This is a genomic window from Segatella copri, assembly GCF_051861805.1.
GTDB classification, from domain to species: domain Bacteria; phylum Bacteroidota; class Bacteroidia; order Bacteroidales; family Bacteroidaceae; genus Prevotella; species Prevotella copri_M.
This window is the reverse complement of the sequence record NZ_CP146520.1, coordinates 2,552,675-2,575,621: the sequence shown is the minus strand read 5'-3', so window position 1 is coordinate 2,575,621 and position 22,947 is coordinate 2,552,675. Positions and strand designations below refer to the sequence as shown.

The 22,947-nt window shown below is 49.0% G+C and carries 24 protein-coding genes; 19 read left to right on the top strand and 5 right to left on the bottom strand.

The features are described 5' to 3' along the window. The first annotated feature begins 169 nt into the window (after nucleotides 1–169). From V8Z93_RS10045 to V8Z93_RS10035, 3 genes are all read left to right on the top strand, one after another. Complete coding sequence (locus tag V8Z93_RS10045; RefSeq protein ID WP_203049370.1) at nucleotides 170–1,087, top strand: NAD(P)-dependent oxidoreductase; 918 nt, start codon at nucleotides 170–172, stop codon at nucleotides 1,085–1,087. Between the two features lie 85 nt (nucleotides 1,088–1,172). Continuing rightward, nucleotides 1,173–2,507, top strand: coding sequence for a DUF1015 domain-containing protein (locus tag V8Z93_RS10040; RefSeq protein ID WP_439431413.1), 1,335 nt, complete (start codon nucleotides 1,173–1,175; stop codon nucleotides 2,505–2,507). Continuing rightward, nucleotides 2,507–3,094, top strand: a complete 588-nt coding sequence (locus tag V8Z93_RS10035) for an IMPACT family protein (protein ID WP_439431412.1) — start codon at nucleotides 2,507–2,509, stop codon at nucleotides 3,092–3,094. The genes V8Z93_RS10040 and V8Z93_RS10035 overlap by 1 nt, the downstream gene beginning before the upstream one ends. Before the next feature lie 233 nt (nucleotides 3,095–3,327). Here V8Z93_RS10035 and uvrB read toward each other — a convergent pair whose 3' ends face one another. Next, on the bottom strand, nucleotides 3,328–5,418 hold the full coding sequence (gene uvrB / locus V8Z93_RS10030) for an excinuclease ABC subunit UvrB (protein WP_439431411.1): 2,091 nt from the start codon (nucleotides 5,416–5,418) through the stop codon (nucleotides 3,328–3,330). A gap of 191 nt (nucleotides 5,419–5,609) precedes the next feature. On the opposite strand from uvrB, the gene V8Z93_RS10025 reads away from it, so the two are divergent. From V8Z93_RS10025 to V8Z93_RS10010, 4 genes are all read left to right on the top strand, one after another. Next, nucleotides 5,610–6,473: an outer membrane protein assembly factor BamD gene (locus V8Z93_RS10025; RefSeq protein ID WP_439431410.1), complete on the top strand. Its 864-nt coding sequence runs from the start codon at nucleotides 5,610–5,612 to the stop codon at nucleotides 6,471–6,473. A 69-nt stretch (nucleotides 6,474–6,542) separates the two neighbouring features. After that, entirely contained in the window at nucleotides 6,543–6,890 is a 348-nt protein-coding gene (locus V8Z93_RS10020; RefSeq protein ID WP_203038376.1) for a DNA-directed RNA polymerase subunit omega, read from the top strand. A gap of 21 nt (nucleotides 6,891–6,911) precedes the next feature. Next, nucleotides 6,912–7,382: a DUF4293 domain-containing protein gene (locus V8Z93_RS10015; RefSeq protein WP_203038377.1), complete on the top strand. Its 471-nt coding sequence runs from the start codon at nucleotides 6,912–6,914 to the stop codon at nucleotides 7,380–7,382. A gap of 173 nt (nucleotides 7,383–7,555) precedes the next feature. Next, a complete protein-coding gene (locus V8Z93_RS10010; RefSeq protein WP_203038378.1) occupies nucleotides 7,556–8,083 on the top strand; it encodes a 30S ribosomal protein S16 in 528 nt (175 codons plus the stop codon). On the opposite strand, the gene V8Z93_RS10005 is transcribed toward V8Z93_RS10010, so the two are convergent. After that, nucleotides 8,080–8,238, bottom strand: coding sequence for a hypothetical protein (locus V8Z93_RS10005; RefSeq protein WP_439431409.1), 159 nt, complete (start codon nucleotides 8,236–8,238; stop codon nucleotides 8,080–8,082). The genes V8Z93_RS10010 and V8Z93_RS10005 overlap by 4 nt on opposite strands. Before the next feature lie 59 nt (nucleotides 8,239–8,297). On the opposite strand from V8Z93_RS10005, the gene V8Z93_RS10000 reads away from it, so the two are divergent. Next, entirely contained in the window at nucleotides 8,298–9,806 is a 1,509-nt protein-coding gene (locus tag V8Z93_RS10000; RefSeq protein ID WP_299331469.1) for an oligosaccharide flippase family protein, read from the top strand. A gap of 292 nt (nucleotides 9,807–10,098) precedes the next feature. Beyond that, a complete protein-coding gene (locus V8Z93_RS09995; RefSeq protein ID WP_439431408.1) occupies nucleotides 10,099–11,157 on the top strand; it encodes a glycosyltransferase family 2 protein in 1,059 nt (352 codons plus the stop codon). Nucleotides 11,158–11,283: 126 nt separating this feature from the next. Here the strand turns inward: V8Z93_RS09995 and V8Z93_RS09990 are convergent, their stop codons facing one another. Further along, nucleotides 11,284–12,297 (bottom strand): GGGtGRT protein, encoded by a 1,014-nt coding sequence (locus tag V8Z93_RS09990; RefSeq protein WP_118080037.1) that lies wholly within the window; start codon nucleotides 12,295–12,297, stop codon nucleotides 11,284–11,286. Nucleotides 12,298–12,312: 15 nt separating this feature from the next. Then, nucleotides 12,313–13,014, bottom strand: a complete 702-nt coding sequence (locus tag V8Z93_RS09985; RefSeq protein ID WP_006849036.1) for an iron-sulfur cluster assembly scaffold protein — start codon at nucleotides 13,012–13,014, stop codon at nucleotides 12,313–12,315. Between the two features lie 243 nt (nucleotides 13,015–13,257). Here V8Z93_RS09985 and V8Z93_RS09980 point away from each other — a divergent pair, with 243 nt between their 5' ends. The 10 genes from V8Z93_RS09980 (at nucleotide 13,258) to V8Z93_RS09935 (ending at nucleotide 21,232) form a co-directional block, all read left to right on the top strand. Beyond that, nucleotides 13,258–13,761 (top strand): DMP19 family protein, encoded by a 504-nt coding sequence (locus tag V8Z93_RS09980; protein WP_217764102.1) that lies wholly within the window; start codon nucleotides 13,258–13,260, stop codon nucleotides 13,759–13,761. 32 nt (nucleotides 13,762–13,793) lie between these two features. Further along, nucleotides 13,794–14,273: an SsrA-binding protein SmpB gene (gene smpB, locus V8Z93_RS09975; RefSeq protein WP_203038382.1), complete on the top strand. Its 480-nt coding sequence runs from the start codon at nucleotides 13,794–13,796 to the stop codon at nucleotides 14,271–14,273. A gap of 3 nt (nucleotides 14,274–14,276) precedes the next feature. Continuing rightward, the gene (gene metH / locus V8Z93_RS09970) at nucleotides 14,277–17,060 is read left to right on the top strand and encodes a methionine synthase (protein WP_439431407.1); all 2,784 of its coding nucleotides are present in this window, start codon (nucleotides 14,277–14,279) and stop codon (nucleotides 17,058–17,060) included. Nucleotides 17,061–17,239: 179 nt separating this feature from the next. Next, nucleotides 17,240–17,860, top strand: a complete 621-nt coding sequence (locus tag V8Z93_RS09965; protein WP_203038384.1) for an HAD family hydrolase — start codon at nucleotides 17,240–17,242, stop codon at nucleotides 17,858–17,860. Nucleotides 17,861–17,968: 108 nt separating this feature from the next. After that, nucleotides 17,969–18,829, top strand: coding sequence for a type I methionyl aminopeptidase (gene map / locus V8Z93_RS09960; RefSeq protein ID WP_203049360.1), 861 nt, complete (start codon nucleotides 17,969–17,971; stop codon nucleotides 18,827–18,829). Between the two features lie 15 nt (nucleotides 18,830–18,844). Further along, entirely contained in the window at nucleotides 18,845–19,870 is a 1,026-nt protein-coding gene (gene tsaD / locus V8Z93_RS09955; protein ID WP_203038386.1) for a tRNA (adenosine(37)-N6)-threonylcarbamoyltransferase complex transferase subunit TsaD, read from the top strand. 7 nt (nucleotides 19,871–19,877) lie between these two features. Next, nucleotides 19,878–20,387 carry a CinA family protein gene (locus V8Z93_RS09950; protein WP_439431406.1) on the top strand — a complete coding sequence of 170 codons (510 nt, stop codon included), beginning with the start codon at nucleotides 19,878–19,880 and terminating at the stop codon, nucleotides 20,385–20,387. A 183-nt stretch (nucleotides 20,388–20,570) separates the two neighbouring features. Next, nucleotides 20,571–20,834, top strand: a complete 264-nt coding sequence (rpmB, locus tag V8Z93_RS09945) for a 50S ribosomal protein L28 (RefSeq protein ID WP_006849044.1) — start codon at nucleotides 20,571–20,573, stop codon at nucleotides 20,832–20,834. Between the two features lie 5 nt (nucleotides 20,835–20,839). Continuing rightward, nucleotides 20,840–21,028 (top strand): 50S ribosomal protein L33, encoded by a 189-nt coding sequence (gene rpmG / locus V8Z93_RS09940; protein ID WP_006849045.1) that lies wholly within the window; start codon nucleotides 20,840–20,842, stop codon nucleotides 21,026–21,028. 45 nt (nucleotides 21,029–21,073) lie between these two features. Continuing rightward, complete coding sequence (locus V8Z93_RS09935; RefSeq protein WP_006849046.1) at nucleotides 21,074–21,232, top strand: DUF4295 domain-containing protein; 159 nt, start codon at nucleotides 21,074–21,076, stop codon at nucleotides 21,230–21,232. Nucleotides 21,233–21,416: 184 nt separating this feature from the next. Here V8Z93_RS09935 and V8Z93_RS09930 read toward each other — a convergent pair whose 3' ends face one another. Next, a complete protein-coding gene (locus V8Z93_RS09930) occupies nucleotides 21,417–22,901 on the bottom strand; it encodes an ATP-binding cassette domain-containing protein (RefSeq protein ID WP_439431405.1) in 1,485 nt (494 codons plus the stop codon). Nucleotides 22,902–22,947 lie beyond the last annotated feature (46 nt).

The window sequence follows — 22,947 nt, the reverse complement described above, 5'->3', positions numbered from 1 at the left end:
GATTCTTTTGAAGCTTTTGCCCTTACAGGGCGACAAACTTGCGTCCATGATTACCCAGGGCGTTGCCCTGGGCTAGGAGCTTCTGCCCTTTCAGGGCGTGTGGAGCTCACTTGCGAAACTTAAATTAATAATTATCCTTGATGATAATTGTTTCTTAAAGGATTCAAATATGAAAGTATTAGTTGCAACAGAAAAGCCATTCGCAGCGGCTGCTGTGGAAGGCATTAAGAAAGAAATAGAGGGAGCAGGCAACGAATTGGTGCTGCTCGAAAAATATACAGAGAAGGCTCAGCTTCTCGATGCAGTGAAGGATGTGGACGCGATGATTATCCGTTCTGACAAGGCTGATGCCGAGGTGCTCGACGCTGCCAAGAACCTGAAGATTATCGTTCGTGCAGGTGCAGGTTACGACAACATCGACCTGGCTGCTGCTACTGCTCACAACGTAGTGGCTGAGAATACTCCTGGCCAGAACTCCAACGCCGTTGCCGAGCTGGTATTTGGTTTGCTGGTTTTCACCGTTCGTAATTTCTACAACGGTAAGGCTGGTTCCGAGTTGAAGGGCAAGAAGTTGGGTATTCTGGCATTCGGTAATGTGGGTCGCAACGTGGCTCGTATCGCCAAGGGCTTCGGCATGGAGGTTGCTGCCTACGATGCATTCTGCCCAGCAGATGTAATCGAGGCTGCCGGTGTTCACGCCGTGAAATCTCAGGATGAGTTGTTCCAGACTTGCGACATCGTTTCTCTTCATATCCCTGCTACTGCAGAGACCATCAAGAGCATCGACTATAAGACCGTGAACCAGTTGCCTAAGGGTGGTATTCTTATCAACACTGCCCGCAAGGAGGTAATCAATGAGCCTGAGCTCCTGAAACTTCTCGCTGAGCGTGAGGACTTGAAGTTCATCACCGACATCAAGCCAGATGCTGATGCCGATTTCGCCAAGTTCGAGGGCCGCTACTTCTCAACCCCTAAGAAGATGGGTGCGCAGACAGCAGAGGCTAACATCAATGCCGGTATTGCCGCAGCCAAGCAGATCAATGCGTTCTTCAAGGACGGCTGCACCAAGTTCCAGGTAAATAAATAAAATTTAGGATATAAGAGAGCTCATAGAGGGTGCTTTATATAAGTACTCTTTATGGGCTTTTATTCATTAAAATCAATAAAACATTATGGCTATAGTTAAACCATTTAAGGGCATTCGTCCCCCAAAAGATTTAGTAGAGCAAGTTGAGTCTCGTCCATACGATGTCCTTGATTCTGAGGAAGCTCGCACCGAGGCTGGCGACAACGAGAAAAGCCTTTATCATATTATTAAACCTGAAATCAACTTCGAGCCAGGTACTTCTGAGTATGACCCTCGCGTTTACGAAAGCGCAGCAGAGAACTTCAAGAAGTTCCAGGAAAACGGCTGGTTGAAGCAGGATGATAAGGAACAGTATTACATCTATGCCCAGACCATGAATGGCAAGACCCAATATGGTTTGGTGGTAGGTGCCTACGTGAATGATTACATGACGGGCGTCATCAAGAAACATGAGCTCACCCGCCGTGACAAGGAAGAGGACCGCATGAAGCACGTTCGTGTCTGCAATGCCAACATCGAACCTGTCTTCTTCGCTTATCCTGATAACGCCGTGCTCAATGAAATTCTGATGCGCTATGCGGCAACAGAACCTGAGTATGATTTCATCGCCCCAATCGATGGCTTCCGCCACCAGTTCTGGATTGTCAGCGACGATAAGGACATCGCTACCATCACGGCTGAATTTGCCAAGATGCCTAGCCTCTACATCGCCGACGGCCATCACCGTTCGGCTGCTGCTGCCCTGGTGGGCGCTGAGAAGGCGAAGCAGAATCCTAATCATACCGGCAAGGAGGAGTACAATTATTTCATGGCTGTCTGCTTTCAGGCAAGCCAGTTGACCATCCTCGATTACAACCGTGTGGTGAAGGATTTGAATGGCTTGACTTCAGAAGAGTTCCTTGATGCATTGACCAAGAACTTCGAGGTAATAGAGATTGATGCGATTAATGTAAACGTATCTGGCGATGAGGAGGGTATCCCTTGCTACGAGAAGTTTGACATTGATGCAGCTATCGAGCAGTTTGGCTTGGATATCCTGAAGCCAGCAGCGCTGCATTCATTCCTCGTTTATCTGGACGGCAAGTGGTACGGTTTGTTTGCCAAGCCGGGAACATACGATGATGAGGACCCAATCGGCGTGCTCGATGTAGATATCTCATCCCGTCTGATTCTCGACGACATTCTGGGCATCAAGGACTTGCGTTCAGACAAGCGCATCGACTTCGTGGGCGGTCTTCGTGGCCTCGGCGAGTTGAAGCGCCGTGTGGATAGTGGTGAGATGAAGATGGCGTTGGCCTTGCATCCAGTCACCATGCAGCAGATTATGGACATTGCAGACAGTGGCAAGATTATGCCGCCAAAGGCAACCTGGTTTGAGCCTAAGTTGCGTAGCGGATTGATTATTCACAAACTTGATTAATGATTGACGAATTCAAGACCATATCAGATACAGTGGGCGAGGGATATTACACCGAGAAGAGGAGTAAGTTTCTCGCCTTTGCTCACCACGTTACGACTGTTGACGAGGTGAAGGAGATTGTTGCCGGGTACCGTAAGAAATATTACGATGCCCGACATTGTTGTTATGCTTATATGCTGGGGCCCGAGCGCACCGAATTCCGTGCCAACGATGACGGCGAGCCTTCTTCTACAGCGGGCAAGCCTATCCTGGGCCAGATTACGAAAGCCGAATTAACGGATATTCTTATCGTGGTAATCCGTTATTTCGGAGGCGTGAAACTGGGCACCAGCGGTTTGATTGTAGCTTATCGTGAAGCTGCGTTAGACGCCCTGGCGCATTGCGAGGAGGTGACGCAGCAGGTGGAGGAAATCGTGACCTACGATTTCACCTATCCGATGATGAATGATGTGATGAGGATTGTAAAGGAGATGAATCCTCGCATCGTGGATCAGACGTTTGATAATACGTGCACCATCAAGCTTTCGATAAGGAAGAGCGAGGCTGAGCAGTTGCGCACCCGCCTGAAAAAGCTTTCCTTTGAATAAGGAAGCAATCTTTTAAATGAAAAGCCATCTTTAGAAGATAGTGTTTTTGATGCTATCTTTACAATATTAAAGAATGGAGCAAATGGATAAAAAGATACCCTTAAGGCAAAATAAATTTAGCCTTAAGGGTATTTATTTTTTGCCTTAAGGCTAAATATATTTATCCTTAAGACTATGATTAACAGGAGTTCTTAATCCTGATTCCTGCGATTTGGCAGAAAACGAAGTTATTATTACACTTTCTCATCCAGTTCCTTCTGCAATCGTATGATTTCATCACGATACTGCGCAGCCTGCATGAAATCGAGGTCCTTGGCGGCTTGCTTCATCAGAGCGGTGGTGTTGGCGATGCTCTTCTCCAATTCCTCCCTGCTCATGCTGCGGACGATAGGGTCGGCAACCATCGTGGCACTATCCGGCTCGATGTAGACGCGCTGCTTAGAACCTTCGGCTCCCTTGACGCCAGTAACGCCTTGAGCACCCCTGATGCTCTTAATAGCAGCTGCTCCGGAAGCAGCTTCCTCCTCCTTACCCATAGGCAGGGCAGAGGTGATGGCCTTCTGAATCTGCTTTGGCGTAATTCCATGGTCGGCATTGTATTGCAACTGGATGGTTCTTCGGCGAGCCGTCTCGTCGATGGTCTTCTGCATGCTGTCCGTAATCTTATCCGCATACATAATCACCTTTCCGTTCACGTTTCGGGCAGCACGACCGGCTGTCTGGGTCAACGAACGGTGACTGCGCAGGAATCCTTCCTTATCAGCATCGAGAATGGCTACCAGCGAAACCTCAGGCAGGTCGAGACCCTCACGAAGCAGGTTGACGCCCACCAGCACATCATATACGCCAGCTCGCAAATCGTTCATGATCTTCACTCGGTCGAGCGTAGCCACATCGCTGTGAATATACGCAGCCTTCACGTTATGGTTCAGCAGGAACTCGGTCAGCTCCTCCGCCATTCGCTTGGTCAGGGTGGTGATGAGCACACGCTCGTTTCTATGGGTTCGGGTAAGAATCTCGTCGAGCAAATCATCAATCTGGTTCTCGCTCGGACGCACCTCAATCTCCGGATCCAGCAATCCCGTAGGACGGATGAGCTGTTCCACCACTACGCCCTCCGCCTCTCTCAGCTCGTAATCGGCTGGGGTAGCACTCACGTAGATGGCCTGGTGAATCAGACTGTGGAACTCCTCGAACTTCAGCGGACGGTTGTCGAAGGCGGCAGGCAATCGGAATCCATATTCCACGAGGTTCTGCTTTCTCGCCCTGTCGCCGCCGTACATCGCTCCAATCTGCGGAATGCTCACGTGGCTCTCGTCTACCACCAGGAGAAAATCCTTCGGGAAGAAGTCGAGCAGACAGTAAGGGCGTTCTCCCGGATGTCTGCCGTCGAAATATCGGGAATAGTTCTCAATGCCCGAGCAGTGGCCCAGTTCCTTGATCATCTCCATATCGTACTCCACACGCTCCTTGATGCGTTGTGCCTTGATTCCATCGCCTATGCTCTTGAAATAATCCTCCTGTTTCAACAGGTCGTCCTGAATCATGCGGATGGCACTTTCCTGCTGCTCCTTCGTGGTGACGAAGAGGTTGGCAGGATAGATCTCGTAGATATCGAACGAGGTGAGGCGATGGTAGGTGAGGGAATCCACCTCCTCAATGCCATCAATCTCATCATCCCACCAGGTTACGCGCAGCACGTTGTCGCTGTAAGCCATGTAGATGTCTATGGTTTCGCCCTTCACTCGGAAGTTGCCACGCTGCAGGTCGATGTCGTTTCTCACGTAGAGCGCATCCACCAGTTTTCTGAGGAACTCGTTTCTGTCAATCCGCTGTCCCTTCTGAATCTTGATGATGTTCTCCTGCATCGCCACCGGTCCGCCCATACCGTAGATGCACGAAACGGAAGAAACCACGATGACATCCTTTCTGCCCGAGAGCAGAGCCGAGACGGCACCGAGACGCAGCTTATCTATCTCGTCGTTGATGGCGAGGTCTTTCTCAATGTAGGTGTCGGTGGTAGGCAGATAGGCCTCCGGCTGATAGTAGTCGTAGTAGGAGACGTAATATTCCACGGCGTTCTCTGGGAAGAATCCCTTCATCTCCTGATAGAGCTGTGCGGCGAGCGTCTTGTTGTGACTCAATATCAGCGTAGGCTTTCCCACGTTGGCGATGACGTTGGCAACGGTGAAGGTTTTACCCGAACCGGTAACGCCGAGGAGCACCTGTGCCGGTTCACCCTGCTGAATGCCTTCGGTGAGCTGTCTGATGGCCTGCGGCTGGTCGCCCGTAGGCTTATATTGCGAAGTAATCTTGAAATCCATAATTTATCTTGAACTTAAACGTTTCACATCGAAAACAGTGCTTTTTCTCTTGAAAAGTTCTGTTTCAAGGTGCAAAAATACAAAAAAAACGGCATTAATCGTTATAAAGATTAATTATTTGCGAAAAAATGTATTTTTTCTTTTGATAATTAGCTAATTATCCGTAACTTTGCATGCACAATTAGAAAAATATGAAGAAATCAGTAATAATTGCAGCTTGCGCAGCACTTCTCATGACGGGTTGTGCGAACGAATATAACCAGGTGTACAAGGCAGCAACACCATCGTATAAGTACGAGTATGCCAAGCAATGTTTTGCTCAGGGCAAGTACTCTCGTGCTATTCCTCTCCTGCAGGATGTAGTGACCATGAAGAAGGGTTCTACCGAGGGCGAGGAGTGCCTCTATATGCTGGCGATGGCTGAGTATGGTTTGAAGGACTACGAAACAGCCTCTGAGTATTTCAAGAAGTATTATTCTTCTTATCCTAAGGGACTGTATGCTGAGAATGCGAAGTACTTCGTGGGCGAGAGCCTCTTCCAGAATGCTCCGGAGCCACGTCTCGACCAGAGTACCACCTATACGGCCATCTCTGCATTCCAGGAGTATCTCGACCTCTTCCCTGATGCCCGTTTCAAGGCTCAGGCTACCGAGCGCCTCTATGCCTTGCAGGATCTGCTGGTAGAGAAGGAATACAAGAGTGCCAGCCTCTACTTCGGAATGGGAACCTACTTTGGCAACTGCACCGAGGGCGGCAACAACTACGAGGCGTGCATCGTTACGGCGCAGAACGCCCTGAAGGATTATCCTTACAGCAACAAGCGCGAGGAGTTTGCTACCCTCATCATGAAGAGCAAGTACGAGCTTGCCAAGATGAGTGTGGAGAGCAAGCAGCTGGAGCGTTACCAGGATGCAGAGGATGAGTGCTACGGCTTCATCAACGAGTATCCGGATTCAAAGGAACGTGCCACTGCCGAGAAATACATCGAGAAATGCAAGGAATTCGAGAAGGCTCATCCGGAAGATTCCCTCGAACGACTGGCAGGACAGAATTAATGAAGGTAAATGCCACCTATATATAATAAGGTGGAAAACAAGGTTAAAAAATATATAGTACTATAAATTATGGATTACAAGAAATCAAAAGCACCAGTTAACACAGTTACCCGTAACATCATGGACCTCTGTGATGATACGCATAACATTTACAAGAGTGTTGCCATCATCGCCAAGCGAGCTAACCAGATTTCGCTGGAGATTAAGCAGGACTTGAGCAAGAAACTCGCTGAGTTCGCTTCTTACAACGACTCATTGGAGGAGGTATTCGAGAACCGTGAGCAGATTGAAATCTCTCGTTTCTATGAGAAGTTGCCAAAGCCAACTTTGATTGCTACAGAGGAGTTCATCGAGAAGAGCATCTACTGGCGTGATCCTAGCATGCCTGTTCACAACCAGGAGGAGCCTGCTTTCTAATACGCTAAAATCAGGTAAGTTATGATACAGCGTAAACAGAGCTTGTTCTTGATTCTGGCTGTCATTGCCTATGCAGTTTGTCTGTTTCTTCCCATCGCCAGTGTAAGCGCTTCTGGCATGGGGGCAGACAGTATGGTTTACAACCTGGGCGTAGTGAACGGCGACAGTGGCATCAGTGTTTCATCCACCTGCCTGCCATTGTTCCTTCTGCTCGCCGTATCGGCAGTGATTTCGCTGGCAACGGTATTTCTCTACAAAAACCGCAAGCTGCAGATGAACCTGTGTTCCATCGCCTCTCTGTTTACAGGACTCTGGTATGTTGACTATCTTCTGATGGTATTCAGCATCATTCCGATTCCTGAGGTAGAGGGCGCCACGAACTTCCAGTTTGCATCCTGCCTTCCACTCGTAGCCCTCATCCTCGTGCTGATGGCACGCAAGGGCGTGAGTGACGACGAGAAACTGGTAAGAGCAGCCGACCGAATCAGATAGTTTTTTAGCGGAATGACAGCCCAGACAGCGTTGTTCCGATAAAAAAACTTAAAAATAAACAAGATATTTGTTGGTACGGATAAAACTTCGTACCTTTGCAGCCGCTGTCACGAGATGGCAGCATAAAATTCAAACCTCATTAATAAATTAAATTAAAATTAAGATTTAAAAAAATGGCAACAAAGATCAGATTGCAGCGCGGCGGTCGTAAGAGCTATGCTTTCTATAGCATCGTTATCGCTGACGTTAGAGCACCACGTGATGGTAAATTTACTGAGAAGATTGGTACATTCAATCCAAACACCAATCCAGCTACTGTAGATTTGAATTTCGAGCGCGCACTCTACTGGGTAGAGACAGGTGCACAGCCAACAGACACAGTTCGCAACATCCTCAAGGGCGAGGGCGTTTACTTGATGAAGCACCTCAAGGGTGGCGTTAAGAAGGGCGCATTCGACGATGCTGAGGCTCAGAAGCGTTTCGACGCTTGGAAGAATGGCAAGGACGCTAAGGCTTCTGCTGTTCGCGAGGGCGACGCTAAGGCTAAGAAGGAAGCTGCTGCTAAGGAGCTCGAGGCTGAGAAGAAGATGAACGAGGCAATCGCTAAGAAGGTAGCTGAGAAGAAGGCTGCTGCTGCCGCTGCTGCTGCAGAGGCTGCTGCTGAGACAGAGGCTACAGAGGAGGCTCCAGCTGAGGCTTAATCTTCTACAGAAATCTTCTTCGGAGATTTTAAGGTATAAAGGTCGGATTTTCCAAATAGAAAATCCGACCTTTTTTTTCTGTTTTTTTTCTCCTCTTTTTTTCTCCTTCCTTTCTCCTCTTCTTCTAATATTTCTCCCTCTTCTTTTTCTCTCAATATTTTCCCTTATTCTTCACTTTCAAGCAATAAAACGGAAACGATTGCGTTCTTAATATATGATAAAAGAAAAGAAAGACGATAGTTATTCACATATTCTAAAATATACAGGCATCTTCGGAGGAGTGCAGGGATTGAATATCCTCATGAGCGTGGTGCGCAACAAACTGGTGGCCATCATACTCGGTCCTGAAGGTATGGGATTGATTTCTCTTTTCAATTCCAGCATCAAACTGGTGTCTGATTCTACTAACCTGGGGCTTAGCATGAGTGCTGTGCGCGAGGTATCGGAGGCTTACGAACATGGGGATGAGGAAAGACTCAACCACATCGTAAGTCTGGTACGACTGTGGAGTTTTCTCACGGCGCTCTTCGGTATGCTGGTTTGCGTTATCTTCAGTCCATTTCTCAACCGCTTTACCTTTTCCTGGGGCGATCATACACATCATTTTGTCCTGCTTTCTCCAGTGGTTGCCATGATGGCGATAACCGGAGGCGAATTGGCTATTCTCAAAGGAACCCGTCGTCTGAAATCGCTGGCTGTGATTTCAGTGTATGGGGTGATAGGAGCACTGATTACCTCCATTCCGCTGTTCTATATCTGGGGCGAATCGGCCATCGTGCCTTCCATTGCCTTGGTGGCTCTGTTGCAGATGGTGCTAGCGTGCTGCTATTCGTTCCGCCTTTTTCCTGCCTTCTTCGCCATGTCGTTTTCGCGCATCAAGTCGCTTCTGGGCGAGGGTCTCGGCATGGTTCGCTTGGGCGTTGCCTTCATCTTGGCAGGAATCCTGGGTAGTGGGGCTGAGTTTGCCGTACGTTCCTATCTGAGCTACACTAGCGGACTGGATATGGTGGGCTTTTACAATACGGGATTTATGATGACCATGACTTATGCCGGAATGGTTTTCCAGGCGATGGAGACAGATTATTTTCCTCGTCTTTCGGCTATTGAAGGCACTGGCTCAGAACTTAATTCTGTGGTAAACAGGCAGATAGAGGTTTCATTACTGCTGGTTTCTCCGTTGCTTTCCGTCTTTATTCTGGCGAGTCCCCTGATTCTTCATGTGCTTTTCAGTGCCAAGTTCCTGCCTGTGGTAGGAATGATGAAGATAGCGCTGATGGCGATGTATTTCCGTGCCATCACCCTTCCGATAGAATACATTACGCTTTCGAAAGGCGATTCAAAATCCTATCTCTTCCTGGAGGCGCTGTACGATGTTCTGCTCATTGCCCTGGTTATTCTGGGTTTCAGACTCTGGTCTCTTGAGGGTACGGGTATTGCCCTGTTTTTACTCGGCATCATCAATCTCGTGGTAGTACTGTGCTTCATGCGTTACCGCTATCATTATCGCCCATCCCGCCAGGTATTAGTTTACTTCGCAGTTCAGATGCTTCTTGGCATTTTCACCTATTGGGCATCTTGCCTTGAAAATCCGGTAATGAGCTGGGGAATCGGCGGCTTGGCTTGTCTGGTCAGTCTTGCCTTCTCTCTGAAGGTTCTGCATTCCAAGACCAAGCTCTGGAATAGTCTAGTGCTCAAGGTAAAGAGCAAATTGAAGAAGAAGTAACTCAAGTTTCGCAAGTGAGCTCCACACGTCCTGAAAGGGCAGAAGCTCCTAGCCCAGGGCAGCGCCCTGGGTAATCATGGACGCAAGTTTGTCGCCCTGTAAGGGCAAAAGCTTCAAAAGAATCAGGCAATTTACAAAGCTTTTGCCCTTACAGGGCGCCTTGTTGATTGCTATTATACCCAGGGCGATGCCCTGGGCTAGGAGCTTTTGGGCCTTCAGCCCGTACTTGAACCACTTGCGAAACTTCAAAAAGTAATAAAATCATAACAGAGATTTAAGATTTGCAGATGATATGGTGAAGGTTTCAATCTTAATGGCGGTTTACAATACTGCCGAGTATTTGCCTCAGTGTCTGGATTCCTTATTGGATCAGACCATGGGCGACTTTCAGGTGATTTGTGTGGATGATGCATCTACCGATGATTCTCTGAAGGTTTTGGAATCTTATGCACATGGAGATTCCCGCATCGAAGTAATTTCTCTTGCCGAGAATCATGGTCAGGCATTTGCCCGCAACCAGGGATTAATGCGAGCCCAGGGAACATATACCTGTTTTCTGGATAGTGATGACTGGTTGGGAAAAGATGCCCTGCAGCAGATTGTTTCAGCCTTTGAGCAGGATGAAACAATAGATAGTGTTCTTTTCAGATGCAGATATTATTATTCTGAGGATAGGATAGAGGAGTATCCGATGCCGGCTTTTGAGAAGAAGGAGAAGAAGGATAAGGAGACGGCAGCTTCAGTTGATGGCCAACCGGTTGCCTTATCGGGCGAACAGGCTTTTGAACTGAGTCTAACCTGGAAGATTCATGGTGTTTATGCGGTGAAGACATCCATCCATCTGCAATATCCTTACGATGATTCGTCCCGCTCATACAGCGATGATAATACCACCCGTCTTCACTATCTTGCTTCGCGCAAGGTGGTGTCGTGTGGCGGAGCGTATTTCTATCGCCAGCATGCTGCTTCTGTAACTCATCAGATTTCATCTCGCCGTTTCGATTATCTGAAGGCGAACACCACTATGATGGCAGAGTTGCGCAGGTTGAAGGTTTCTTCTCAACTGCTGAAAGTTTACGAGAACGAACGCTGGAAGAATGTGGTAGGCATTTACCTCTTTTATTGGCAGCATGCGCATGAGTTGGCGGATGCAGATAGGAGAGAAGGACTTCATATCATCCGCAACACCTGGAAATCAATCGATTTCAGGATGATATTTCCGGAAAATAAGAACAAGTTGGGTTTTCTATCCTGCAGAAGTTCTTTGCTTCCCGAAGGAATCTGCTGGCGTCTCTTCCGTCTTCAGGCGAATCTCTATTTCTTATTGAAGAGGATTTCGGGAAAAATATAAGAAATCTCTTTAGAAAATATCATTTGCCGGAAGAAATCTTTTTAGAAATAAAAAAGAAGCTATATGAAAAAAGCCTTGGAATTCAAATTGAATCCCAAGGCTTTATATTTTGTTATCTCAAAGAAATTACTTCTTGTTGATAGCGAGGTCGATAGCTACGGCAATAGCAACAGTAGCACCTACCATAGGGTTGTTACCCATACCGAGGAAGCCCATCATCTCTACGTGAGCAGGAACTGAAGAAGAACCTGCGAACTGAGCGTCTGAGTGCATACGACCCATTGTATCAGTCATACCGTAAGAAGCAGGACCTGCAGCCATGTTATCTGGGTGCAATGTACGACCTGTACCACCACCAGAAGCTACTGAGAAGTATGGCTTACCAGCAGCAATACGCTCCTTCTTGTATGTACCAGCTACTGGGTGCTGGAAACGTGTAGGGTTTGTAGAGTTACCAGTGATAGATACATCTACATCCTCGCTCCAGTTGATAGCAACACCCTCGCGAACGTCGTCAGCGCCGTAGCAGTTAACCTTAGCACGTGGACCGTCGCTGTAAGCGATGCGGTTAACAACCTTCAACTCACCTGTGTAGTAGTCGAACTTTGTCTGAACGTATGTGAAACCGTTGATGCGGCTGATAATCTGAGCAGCATCCTTACCAAGACCGTTCAAGATAACGCGCAATGGGTTCTTGCGAACCTTGTTAGCCATCTCAGCAATCTTGATAGCACCCTCAGCAGCAGCGAAAGACTCGTGACCAGCCAAGAAAGCGAAGCACTGAGTCTCCTCACGGAGCAAACGAGCAGCCAAGTTACCGTGACCGAGACCAACCTTACGGTCGTCAGCTACAGAACCAGGGATGCAGAAAGCCTGCAAACCGATACCGATAGCCTCAGCTGCATCAGCAGCTGTCTTAGCACCTTTCTTGATAGCGATAGCAGCACCAGCTACATACGCCCACTTAGCGTTCTCGAAGCAGATACGCTGAGTATCTTCACACATCTGATAAGGGTCAACACCTGCGTCCTCGCAGATTTGATTAGCCTCTTCCAAGCTCTTGATACCGTTAGCATTAAGAGCAGCAAGAACCTGCTTCTCGCGACGTTCCTGACTTTCGTAACTTACTTTTCTAATCATATCTGTATCTCCTTATTATTCTTTACGTGGATCAATAGCTTTAACAACACCCTGCTCAGCAGTTGTACGACCGTAGCTACCTGTGAACTTCTTAACAGCCTCGTTAGCGTCCATACCGTTCTTGATAGCCTCCATCATCTTGCCGAGGTGAACATACTCGTAACCACAAACCTGGCTGTCCTTATCCAAGAACTGCTTTGTGATGTAACCCTCTGTCAACTCGAGGTAACGTGTACCCTTAGCTACAGTACCATAGAGAGTACCAGTCTGTGAACGAAGACCCTTACCCAAGTCCTCAAGACCTGCACCGATAACAAGACCGCCCTCAGAGAAAGCGCTCTGGCTACGACCGTAAACAATCTGGAGGAAGAGCTCGCGCATTGCTGTATTGATAGCATCGCAAACGAGGTCAGTGTTCAATGCCTCAAGGATAGTCTTGCCTGGAAGAATCTCAGAAGCCATAGCAGCTGAGTGAGTCATACCAGTACAACCGATAGTCTCAACGAGAGCCTCCTGAATAACGCCTTCCTTGATGTTCAAAGAGAGCTTACAAGCACCCTGCTGAGGAGCACACCAACCCACACCGTGAGTATAACCAGAGATATCCTTGATCTCTTTTGCCTGAATCCATTTTCCTTCTTCAGGAATTGGAGCTGGTCCGTGGTTAGGACCCTTAGCGACAACGCACATGTTGTCTACTTCTTTTGAATAGATCATATTCGCTAAATTTTATATTAATGAATATATAAAAGTATAAATTCTTCTTCTTAATTCATATTGTTTTGCTGAAACATTGGTCTTACAACCTCAATTCCGACCACAAAAGTACAAAAAATATCTGTAAAATACCCAAAAATGAGTATTCTTTTTAACTCTTTAACCTAATATTTAGATTTTTTCTTGGGTTTATGCACAATTTCATGTATCTTTGCAAACTGAAAATAGCAATTTTTGTAGATTATGATCGAAGTTAAGATAAAGGATGCCGTGCTTCAGCAGGCTGCCGAGGCAGGCATGGACGAGTTTGTGAAGGCATTCGTAGATGCCATCCGTGAGGCAATCGGTGGAGAGCTTACTGCCGAGAACATGGCAGAGTTGAACAGCGACCAGATTACGCTCCTGGCATGGGACACCCTGCACGAGGAGATGATGGACGGCGGAATGATTCAGCTTATCCATAACGGATATGGTGCCTTCATCTGGAAGAACCCTACCGATAAGGCGTTCAGAAACTGGGGACTGGTGGACCTTTCGAAATTGATCAAGAAGAGCCACTTCCTCTACAAGACCCATCACGAGGAAATTGAGGGCGACATGAGCGACGAGGACTTCATGGCGCTCTATGAGAAGTTGCCGGAGTTTGATGACTTCGACGATGTGTTTGTGGAGAACGAGGAACAGTGGACCGGAATGGTGGCTTTCTACATTGACGAGCATATCGAGAACTTCGCCACGATTATATAAAGGTATATATAATATATTAAGGTATAAAGATTATGAACAAGAAAGATCAGGAACTCCGCAAGAAGAGTCCGATACAGATACGCAACAAGAAGGCTTCGTTCGAATACTTCTTCGTTGACACTTACACCGCGGGCATCGTGCTCACGGGTACTGAGATTAAATCCATCCGCGGCGGCAAGGCGTCGCTGGTGGATTGCTACTGCGACTTCTACCAGGGCGAGCTCTGGGTGAAGGGCATGAACATCTCTCCTTATTTCTACGGTTCCTTCGGCAACCACGAAGCACGCCGCGACCGCAAGCTGCTGCTCACCAAGCGTGAACTGCGCCGTCTGGAAGAAGACAGCAAGCAGCCGGGCTTCACCATCGTTCCTATACTCGTCTTCATCGATGACAAGGGACGTGCCAAGGTGGATATTGCCCTCTGCAAGGGTAAGAAGGAGTATGACAAGCGTCAGACCCTGAAGGAGAAGGAAGACAGAAGAGAGATGGATAGAGCTATCAAGCACTTTTAGACAATGAAGAATATAAGAGAGATTGCTAAGGAGAAGATTCTGATTCTCGATGGTGCCATGGGTACTGAGATTCAGAAATACAATTTAACGGAGGATGACTTCCGTGGTGAGCGATTCCGCGACGTGCCGGGCATGATGAAGGGCAACAACGATATGCTCAACATCACTCGCCCTGATGTCATCTCAGATATTTACCGACGCTATCTGGAGGCAGGTGCCGACATCATCACGGCGAACACCTTCTCGTGCCAGCGTATCTCGCAGGCAGATTATCATCTGGAGGATTGCGCACGCGAAATGGCTTTCGAGGGCGCACGACTGGCGCGCATCGAATGCGACAAGTTCTCTACACCCGATAAGCCACGCTTCGTTGCAGGAGATGTGGGACCTACCAACAAGACTTGCTCCATGAGTCCGGACGTCAGCAATCCTGCCGCCCGGGAAATTACCTACGATGAACTTTTCGCTGATGTCTGCGAACAGGTGGATGGTCTCATCGAAGGCGGAGCGGATGTCATCCTCATCGAAACCATCTTCGATACGCTCAACTGCAAGGCAATGATTGATGCAGCCATCACCATGATGAAGAAGCACGGGGTGGAGCTGCCTATCATGATCAGTCTTACGGTGAGCGACCTGGCGGGCAGAACCCTCAGCGGTCAGACCGTAGATGCCTTCCTGGCTTCGCTCTCTCCTTATCCAATCTTCTCCGTGGGCATGAACTGTGCCTTCGGAGCGCCTCAGATGAAACCATTCATCGAGCATCTGGCAAAGGTTGCACCTTATTATATTAGTGCGCATCCTAATGCCGGACTGCCTAACGAAATGGGACAGTATGATGAAACCGCAGAATCGATGGCTCCACAGATTGCCGAGTTCATCGACGAAGGCATTGTCAACATCATTGGCGGCTGCTGTGGAACCAGTCCTGAGTTCATCGCTCATTACGCCCGGAGCGCTGAGGGCAAGATGCCTCATCAGGTGGTAGAGAAGCCTAAGTACATGTGGCTCTCGGGCTTGGATTTGTTGCAGGTGGATGATTCCGTTCATCTGCCAGTAGACGCCAGCCGCTTCGTTAACGTGGGCGAACGCTGTAACGTAGCCGGCAGCAGGAAGTTCCTGCGCTTGATTAATGAAAAAAGTTATGAGGAAGCCATCGGCATTGCCCGCAAACAGGTGGCAGATGGCGCAGCCGTGGTGGATGTAAACATGGACGACGGACTGCTCGACGCCAAGGCCGAGATGGTGAACTTCCTCAACATGATAGCGGCAGAACCAGAGATTGCCAAGGTGCCGGTGATGATCGACTCCTCGAAATGGGAAGTCATCCTCGCCGGACTGAAGTGCTGTCAGGGCAAGTGCATCGTGAACTCCATCTCCCTGAAGGAGGGCGAGGAAGTGTTCCTCTCGCATGCACGCGATGTGATGCGATATGGTGCAGCCGTGGTGGTGATGTGCTTCGACGAGGTGGGACAGGCTACCACCTATGAGCGCCGCATCGAGATAGCCGAGCGTGCCTATCGCCTGCTGGTAGATAAACTGGGCATGAATCCGCTCGACATCATCTTCGACCCGAACGTGCTCGCCATCGCCACAGGTATGGAAGAACACGACAACTACGCCGTGGAATTCATCCGTGCCACCGAATGGATTCACAAGAATCTGCCGGGAGCGCATGTCAGCGGAGGTGTTAGCAACCTCTCGTTCTCGTTTCGCGGCAACACCTATATCCGCGAGGCCATCCACTGCGTCTTCCTGCATCATGCACAGAAGGTGGGTATGGACTTCGGTATCGTGAATGCCAAGGCGAGAATGGATTACAACAAGATTCCTAAGGATCAGTTGGAACTCATAGAGGATGTAGTGCTCAACCGCAGAAAGGGTGCTGCCGATGACCTTATCGAACTGGCTGCCGAAATCAAGGCAAAGGCGGATGCGGCAAAAGCAGCAGCCAAGGCGGGCGGTGCTCCGGCTCCGAAACCAGCAGCGCCTGAGTGGAGAAAGCAGCCTGTGGAGGAAAGATTGAAATATGCCCTGCAGAAGGGAATCACCGAGTTCCTGCAACCGGATATCGACGAGGCGTTGCAGAAATATCCGCATGCCGTGAACGTTATCGAGGGTCCGCTGATGGACGGTATGAACCTGGTGGGCGAACTCTTCGGAAGGGGAGAGATGTTCCTGCCGCAGGTGGTGAAGACGGCACGTACGATGAAGGCTGCGGTTTCCATCCTCCAGCCACACATCGAGGCGGAGAAGCAGGGCGGAAGCACCACTGCCGGAAAGATTCTGATGGCCACCGTGAAGGGCGACGTTCATGACATCGGAAAGAACATCGTATGCGTGGTGATGTCGTGCAACAACTACGATATCATCGACTTGGGCGTGATGGTTCCTGCCGAGCAAATCGTAAAGAAGGCGATAGAGGAGAAGGTGGATGCTATCGGACTGAGCGGATTGATTACACCATCGCTCGAAGAGATGGTGCATACAGCCAAGGAAATGCAGAAGGCTGGTCTTCGCATTCCTATCATGGTGGGTGGCGCTACTACGAGCGAGCTGCATGTGGCGCTGAAGATTGCGCCTGTGTATGATGGTCCGGTTATCTGGGTGAAGGATGCTTCGCTCAATGCCGGCATCTGTGCCCGATTCCTCAACGAGACGGAATGCCCTAAGTTTGTGGCAGAACTCAACGAGCGATACGAGCGCCTGAGAAATGAATATCATGAGCAGCAGGCTAAGATAGCATCGTTGGAGGAAGCCAGAAAGAACAAATTAGATTTGTTTTAAACTTGGAAACTGCAGCATGCCCCGAAAGGTTCAGCGTTAGCTATAAGACAAGCAGCACGCCCTGAAAGGGCAGAAGCACCTAGCCCAGGGCAGCGCCCTGGGTATTTATAGTTGCAAGTCTGTCGCCCTGAAAGGGCAAAAGCTTTATTATAAAAAAAGGTATTAGTAAAAAGGATAATATGATCAAGACCGTAATTTTTGATATGGGTGGCGTTATCATCACCCTCGACGAGAACGAGGCAGGCAAACGCTTTGTTGAGTTAGGTATGAAGGAGTTTGCCGAGAAAATGGATCCCTATAAGCAGTCGGGACTGAATGGCGACCTGGAAGAAGGAAAGATTTCTGAAGAGGACTACCGCCAGAAGGTGAGCGAGAAGGTAGGCAGAGAGGTGAGCTTCGAGGAGCTGCAGCATTGCTGGCTGGGCTACATGAAGGAAGTGCCAGCCAACAAGCTGGAGGTGCTCAGGAACCTGAAGAAGCAGGGCTATCGCGTGGTTCTGCTCAGCAACACCAACCCATACGTATCAGCCTGGGTTGACAGCGAGGAGTTCTCGGGCGACGGTCATCCCATCGGCGATTACTTCGATGCCATGTACCGCAGCTATGAGGTGAAATACCTGAAGCCCGACGAGAATTTCTTCCGTCATGTAATAGCCGCAGAGAAGGCGCTGCCGGAAGAGTGCCTCTTCGTCGATGATGGTGCCCGCAACTGCTGTGCGGCCTCAGAAGTAGGTCTCTTCACCTACTGTCCGAAGAACGGCGAAGACTGGTGCGAGAAAATCTACGAATATCTGAAGTAATGATTTATGGTGATTATTTGCATTCTAACTGCAAATAATTGCCATTTTATTTTGCATTCTGCAAGAAATAATGTACTTTTGCACTCGCAATAATTAAAATATAAGACAATGATTAAGAAGAAAAGATGGCATTGCTTGCCTGGTCAGCCTCTTACAGAGCTCGACAAGCAGGTGATGTATTGGGAAAATAAGGGTAAGCTGGTGCCTACCCGTGACTTGATTAAGACTCCAGAACAGATAGAAGGCATCCGCAAGAGTGGTGTCGTTAACACAGGCTGTCTCGACGCTGTTGCCGAGATTATCCGTCCGGGTTTGAACACCCAGGAAATTGACGACCTCTGCATGCAGTATTGCAAGGATAACAACGCCATTCCTGCCTGTCTCAACTACGAGGGCTATCCTAAGAGCGTGTGCACCTCTATCAACGAGGTGGTTTGCCATGGTATTCCTAAGGAAGAGGATGTGCTCGAAGAGGGCGACATCATCAACGTGGACATGACTACCATCGTTGACGGCTACTACGCCGACGCCAGCCGTATGTTTATCGTGGGCGGCAAGACTACTCCTGAGAAGGAGCAGCTGGTTCGCGTGGCTAAGGAGTGCCTGGAGATTGGTATGGAGGCTGCAAAGCCTTACAGTTTTGTGGGTGACATCGGTCACGCCATCGAGAAGCATTGCAAGAAGTATGGCTATGGTGTGGTTCGCGATCTCTGCGGTCACGGCGTAGGCATTCAATTCCATGAGGAGCCAGAGGTGCTTCACTATGGCCATCGTGGCACCGGTATGCTGCTCGTTCCGGGCATGGTGTTCACCATCGAGCCAATGATCAACATGGGAACCTACAAGGTGTTCATCGATGCTGACGATCCATACGGATGGGAGGTAATCACTGGCGATGAGAAACCATCGGCACAGTGGGAGCACACACTCGTAATGACCGAGACTGGTGTGGAGATTCTTACACACTAATTAAACTCAAGAACAATGAAGGATATATATATATTAGGTATAGAGAGCAGCTGCGACGATACCTCTGCCGCAGTGCTCAAGAATGGAGTATTGTTGAGCAACGTTACCGCCTCTCAGGAGGTGCATCGTGCTTACGGCGGTGTGGTACCTGAGCTGGCTTCCCGTGCCCACCAGCAGAACGTGGTGCCGGTGGTTGACCAGGCTATAGCCCGTGCAGGCATCAAGAAGGAAGACCTCTCGGCAGTTGCCTTTACCCGTGGTCCGGGTCTGATGGGTTCGCTGCTCGTGGGCGTGAGCTTCGCCAAGGGGTTCGCCCGTTCGCTCAATATTCCGATGATTGACGTCAACCACCTGCAGGGTCATGTGATGGCACATTTCATCAAGGAGAGCGATGACGACCAGAGTGCGCCTCCGTTCCCATTCATCTGTCTCCTCGTGAGCGGTGGAAATTCGCAGATTGTGAAGGTGAACGCTTATAATGATATGGAAGTATTGGGCCAGACCATCGACGATGCAGCTGGCGAGGCAATCGATAAGTGTGCCAAGGTGCTGGAGTGGGGCTACCCAGGTGGTCCTATCGTAGATAAGTATGCGCGCCAGGGTAATCCGAAGGCTTTCACCTTTGCCGAGCCTCACATCCCAGGCTTGAACTACAGTTTCTCTGGCTTCAAGACCAGTTTCCTCTATAGCCTGCGCAAGTGGGTGGCTGCCGATCCTGACTTCGTAGAAAAGAACAAGTTCGATCTGGCTGCCAGCATCGAGTTCACCATCGTGGATATTCTGATGAAGAAGTTGCGCATGGCAGTGAAGCAGACGGGCATCAAGCACGTGGCAGTGGCTGGTGGCGTGAGTGCCAACAATGGTCTGCGCAATGCCTTCCGCGACCATGCCAAGCGATTCGGCTGGACCATCTACATCCCTAAGTTCAGCTACACCACCGACAATGCGGCGATGATTGGCTGCGTGGGAACCTTCAAGTATCGTGATGGTGATTTCGCCACCATCGATCTTCCTGCATATAGTAAAGTAACATTTAAGTAAGTAAGATATGGAATTTGAAACAAAGATATTGAGCAAGGGCATCCAGGAGATGCTCTATAACAGTGACAAGACAGTGGGCACAGCCGAGAGCTGCACAGGCGGACGTATCGCCGAGGCGCTCATCTCCGTGCCAGGTGCCAGCAATTACTTCAAGGGCGGTGTGGTTAGCTACACCAACGAGGTGAAGGAGAACCTTCTGGGCGTAAGCCACGAGGTATTGGAGGAGAAGACTGCCTACTGCGAGGAAGTGGCAAGAGAGATGGTGCAGGGCGCCATCAAGGCATTGAATGTTGATTTCGCCATCTCTGCAACAGGCGTATCGGGTCCTACCGGCGGCACGCCAGCCATACCAGTGGGCACCATCTTCGTAGGCTTCGGCAACAAGGACGATGTTCGTGTGGTAAAACTCACCGAAGATTTCGGTCGCGACATCAATCTTGCAATCGCCACGAATACAGCGCTTAAGGGCATGCTCGACTTCCTGAAAGAGCATCAGGAAGAGCTTTCCCACAAGTAAGAAAATATCCCCGAAAAGGGCGTTTCTAGATAAAAATATCTTTAGAAACGCTCTTTTCTTCTTAATAAATCTTAAAATATGCATTTCTTCAACCCAAAGTTTTGCGTATTCAAAAAATATTTGTAATTTTGCACTCTGTTTGGAATAGGTATCAATTAACGAATTACAAAATTAAAGATAGAAATGTCTAAGATTTGTCAAATTACAGGTAAGAAGGCACAGTTAGGTTGCAATGTGTCTCACTCAAAGCACCGTACAAAGAGAAGCTTTGACGTTAACCTCTTCAGCAAGAAATTCTACTATGTAGAAGAGGGTTGCTGGATCAGCCTCAAGATCAGCGCTGCTGGTCTTCGTCTTATTAATAAAGTAGGTCTCGATGCTGCCTTGAATCAGGCAGTAAAGAAGGGCTATGTAGATTGGAAGGACATTAAAGTAATAGGAGAATAAATATCATGGCAAAGAAAGCAAAAGGTAATAGAGTACAAGTTATCCTCGAGTGCACTGAGCATAAGAACAGTGGTATGCCAGGTACAAGCCGTTACGTGACTACAAAGAATCGTAAGAACACTCCTGAGCGTCTTGAGTTGATGAAGTACAACCCAATCCTTAAGAAGATGACTCTTCACAAGGAGATTAAGTAAGCTAGCTTACAAGTTTATAAACAAATTTATCAATTTAAATAGACTATGGCAAAGAAAGCGGTCGCTACCCTCCACGAAGGTAACATGGATGGTCGCGCATATACAAAGGTTATCAAGATGGTTAAGAGCCCTAAGACTGGTGCTTATGTTTTCGATGAGAAGATGGTACCAAACGAGGCTGTTAAGGACTTCTTCAAGGATTAATTTCCTGGGATTTCATAGGATATCAGTTATCTGACGTCTAATAGAATCCTTCAGAAGATTCGCATAAATACAAAAGGTCGCTAGGCTCACATCGTGAGTTTAGCGGCCTTTTTTTTCTTTAAGGAAAGGATATGAAAATCCCCCAACCTGCTTGAGATTCATAGCAGGTTGGGGGATTTTCATATTATGCATGTCGCATCAGGAAGATGCTGTGGTCGATGCATGCAGGAAGTTCTTCCTTATAATGTGTCACCATAATCATCGTCTTGTTGTTGCGCTTGCAGAACGCCTCGATGATGTCCTTCACCAGACGGCGGTTGTGATTGTCGAGACCATGCAATGGCTCATCCAGGATGAGCAATTCCGGATCCTTGACGAAGGCACGGGCAAGGAGAACCAGACGCTGCTCTCCGCTTGAGAGCTTCAGGAAGCCTCTATCTTCCAATCCTTCCAGTCCGAATACCTTCATCCAGAAACGGCACTTGCCCATATCTTCCTCCTTAGGCTTTACATAGAGGCCTACGGAATCCATCAGTCCGCTGGCTACGATGCGGATGGCTGGAAGGTCGCGCTGGTAGGAACGGTGAAGCTCTGGCGATACATAGCCGATGTGCTTCTTGATGTCCCAGATGCTCTCGCCGCTGCCACGAGGATTGCCGAAGAGGGCGATGTCGCAGGCGTAGCTCTGGGGATTGTCGGCGCAGACCAGGCTCAAGAGGGTACTCTTGCCGGCTCCGTTCTGTCCGCTCAGTGCCCATCGCTCGCCGTTGTTCACGGTCCAGTCGAGGTCTTTCAGGATGATGCGCTTGCCATATTGGATGCGAACCTTGTTCATCTTCACCACTTCCTGGCTCTTGTACTCGCGGTCGCTGTAAGGCAGGTTGAGAATCTGCTGCTCCAGTTCCTGGCTCAGCATTCTGCTTGGGATAGGGGCGCGCTGGGCGAGATATTCCTCCTTGGTCAGCTTCGGCATCACCTTCATATCCTTCACTTCCACTACGTGGGTGATGAAATCAGGAATGTCGTCGCTCTTGCTCAATACGAGGATAATCTGCAGGGCATGCTCCTGGGCAAGCGTCTTGAGGAGTTCCTTCAGCTGGTCGCGGGTGTCGGCATCGAGTCCGATAAACGGATTGTCCATGATGAGGACACGTGGCTCAGAGAAGAGGGTAGAGGCCAGCTTGAACTTGCGCAGCTCGCCGCTGCTCAGCAGGATGGTATATTTATCGAGCAGATGCGCCATGTGGAAGAGCTCGTAGATGTGCTTCTGCAATGCGCGGCGCTCAGGAGTATCCTCGCCCGCCATGCTGTAAGCCTCTTCCAGCTTATCCTTCACAATCGGTGTATTCTCGTCTATTTCAAGCTGGTTCCATCGCTGCTGCAGGAAATAGGTGCGGTCGTTGTCGCCTCCGTAGGTGTCACGGAAGGTGATATACTTGATGTTGTCGCTCACCAGCGTCTTGGTGCTTGGCGAGAAATCATAATCCGGGTCGTGCATTAACAGAGGGTGTCTGCCGACAATGATGTCAACAAACATCGACTTTCCACCACCGTTTGGTCCTACGATGGCGATGTGCTCGCCTTCGCAAGACTCAAAGTTCACTGGCTCGGCCATACGCCATTCCGGCATACGAGTCACGCCATCCTTAATGCTAATAATCTTTTGCATCTCTCTTAAAATTGTGATTTATGTGTTGTGCAATACATATATTATA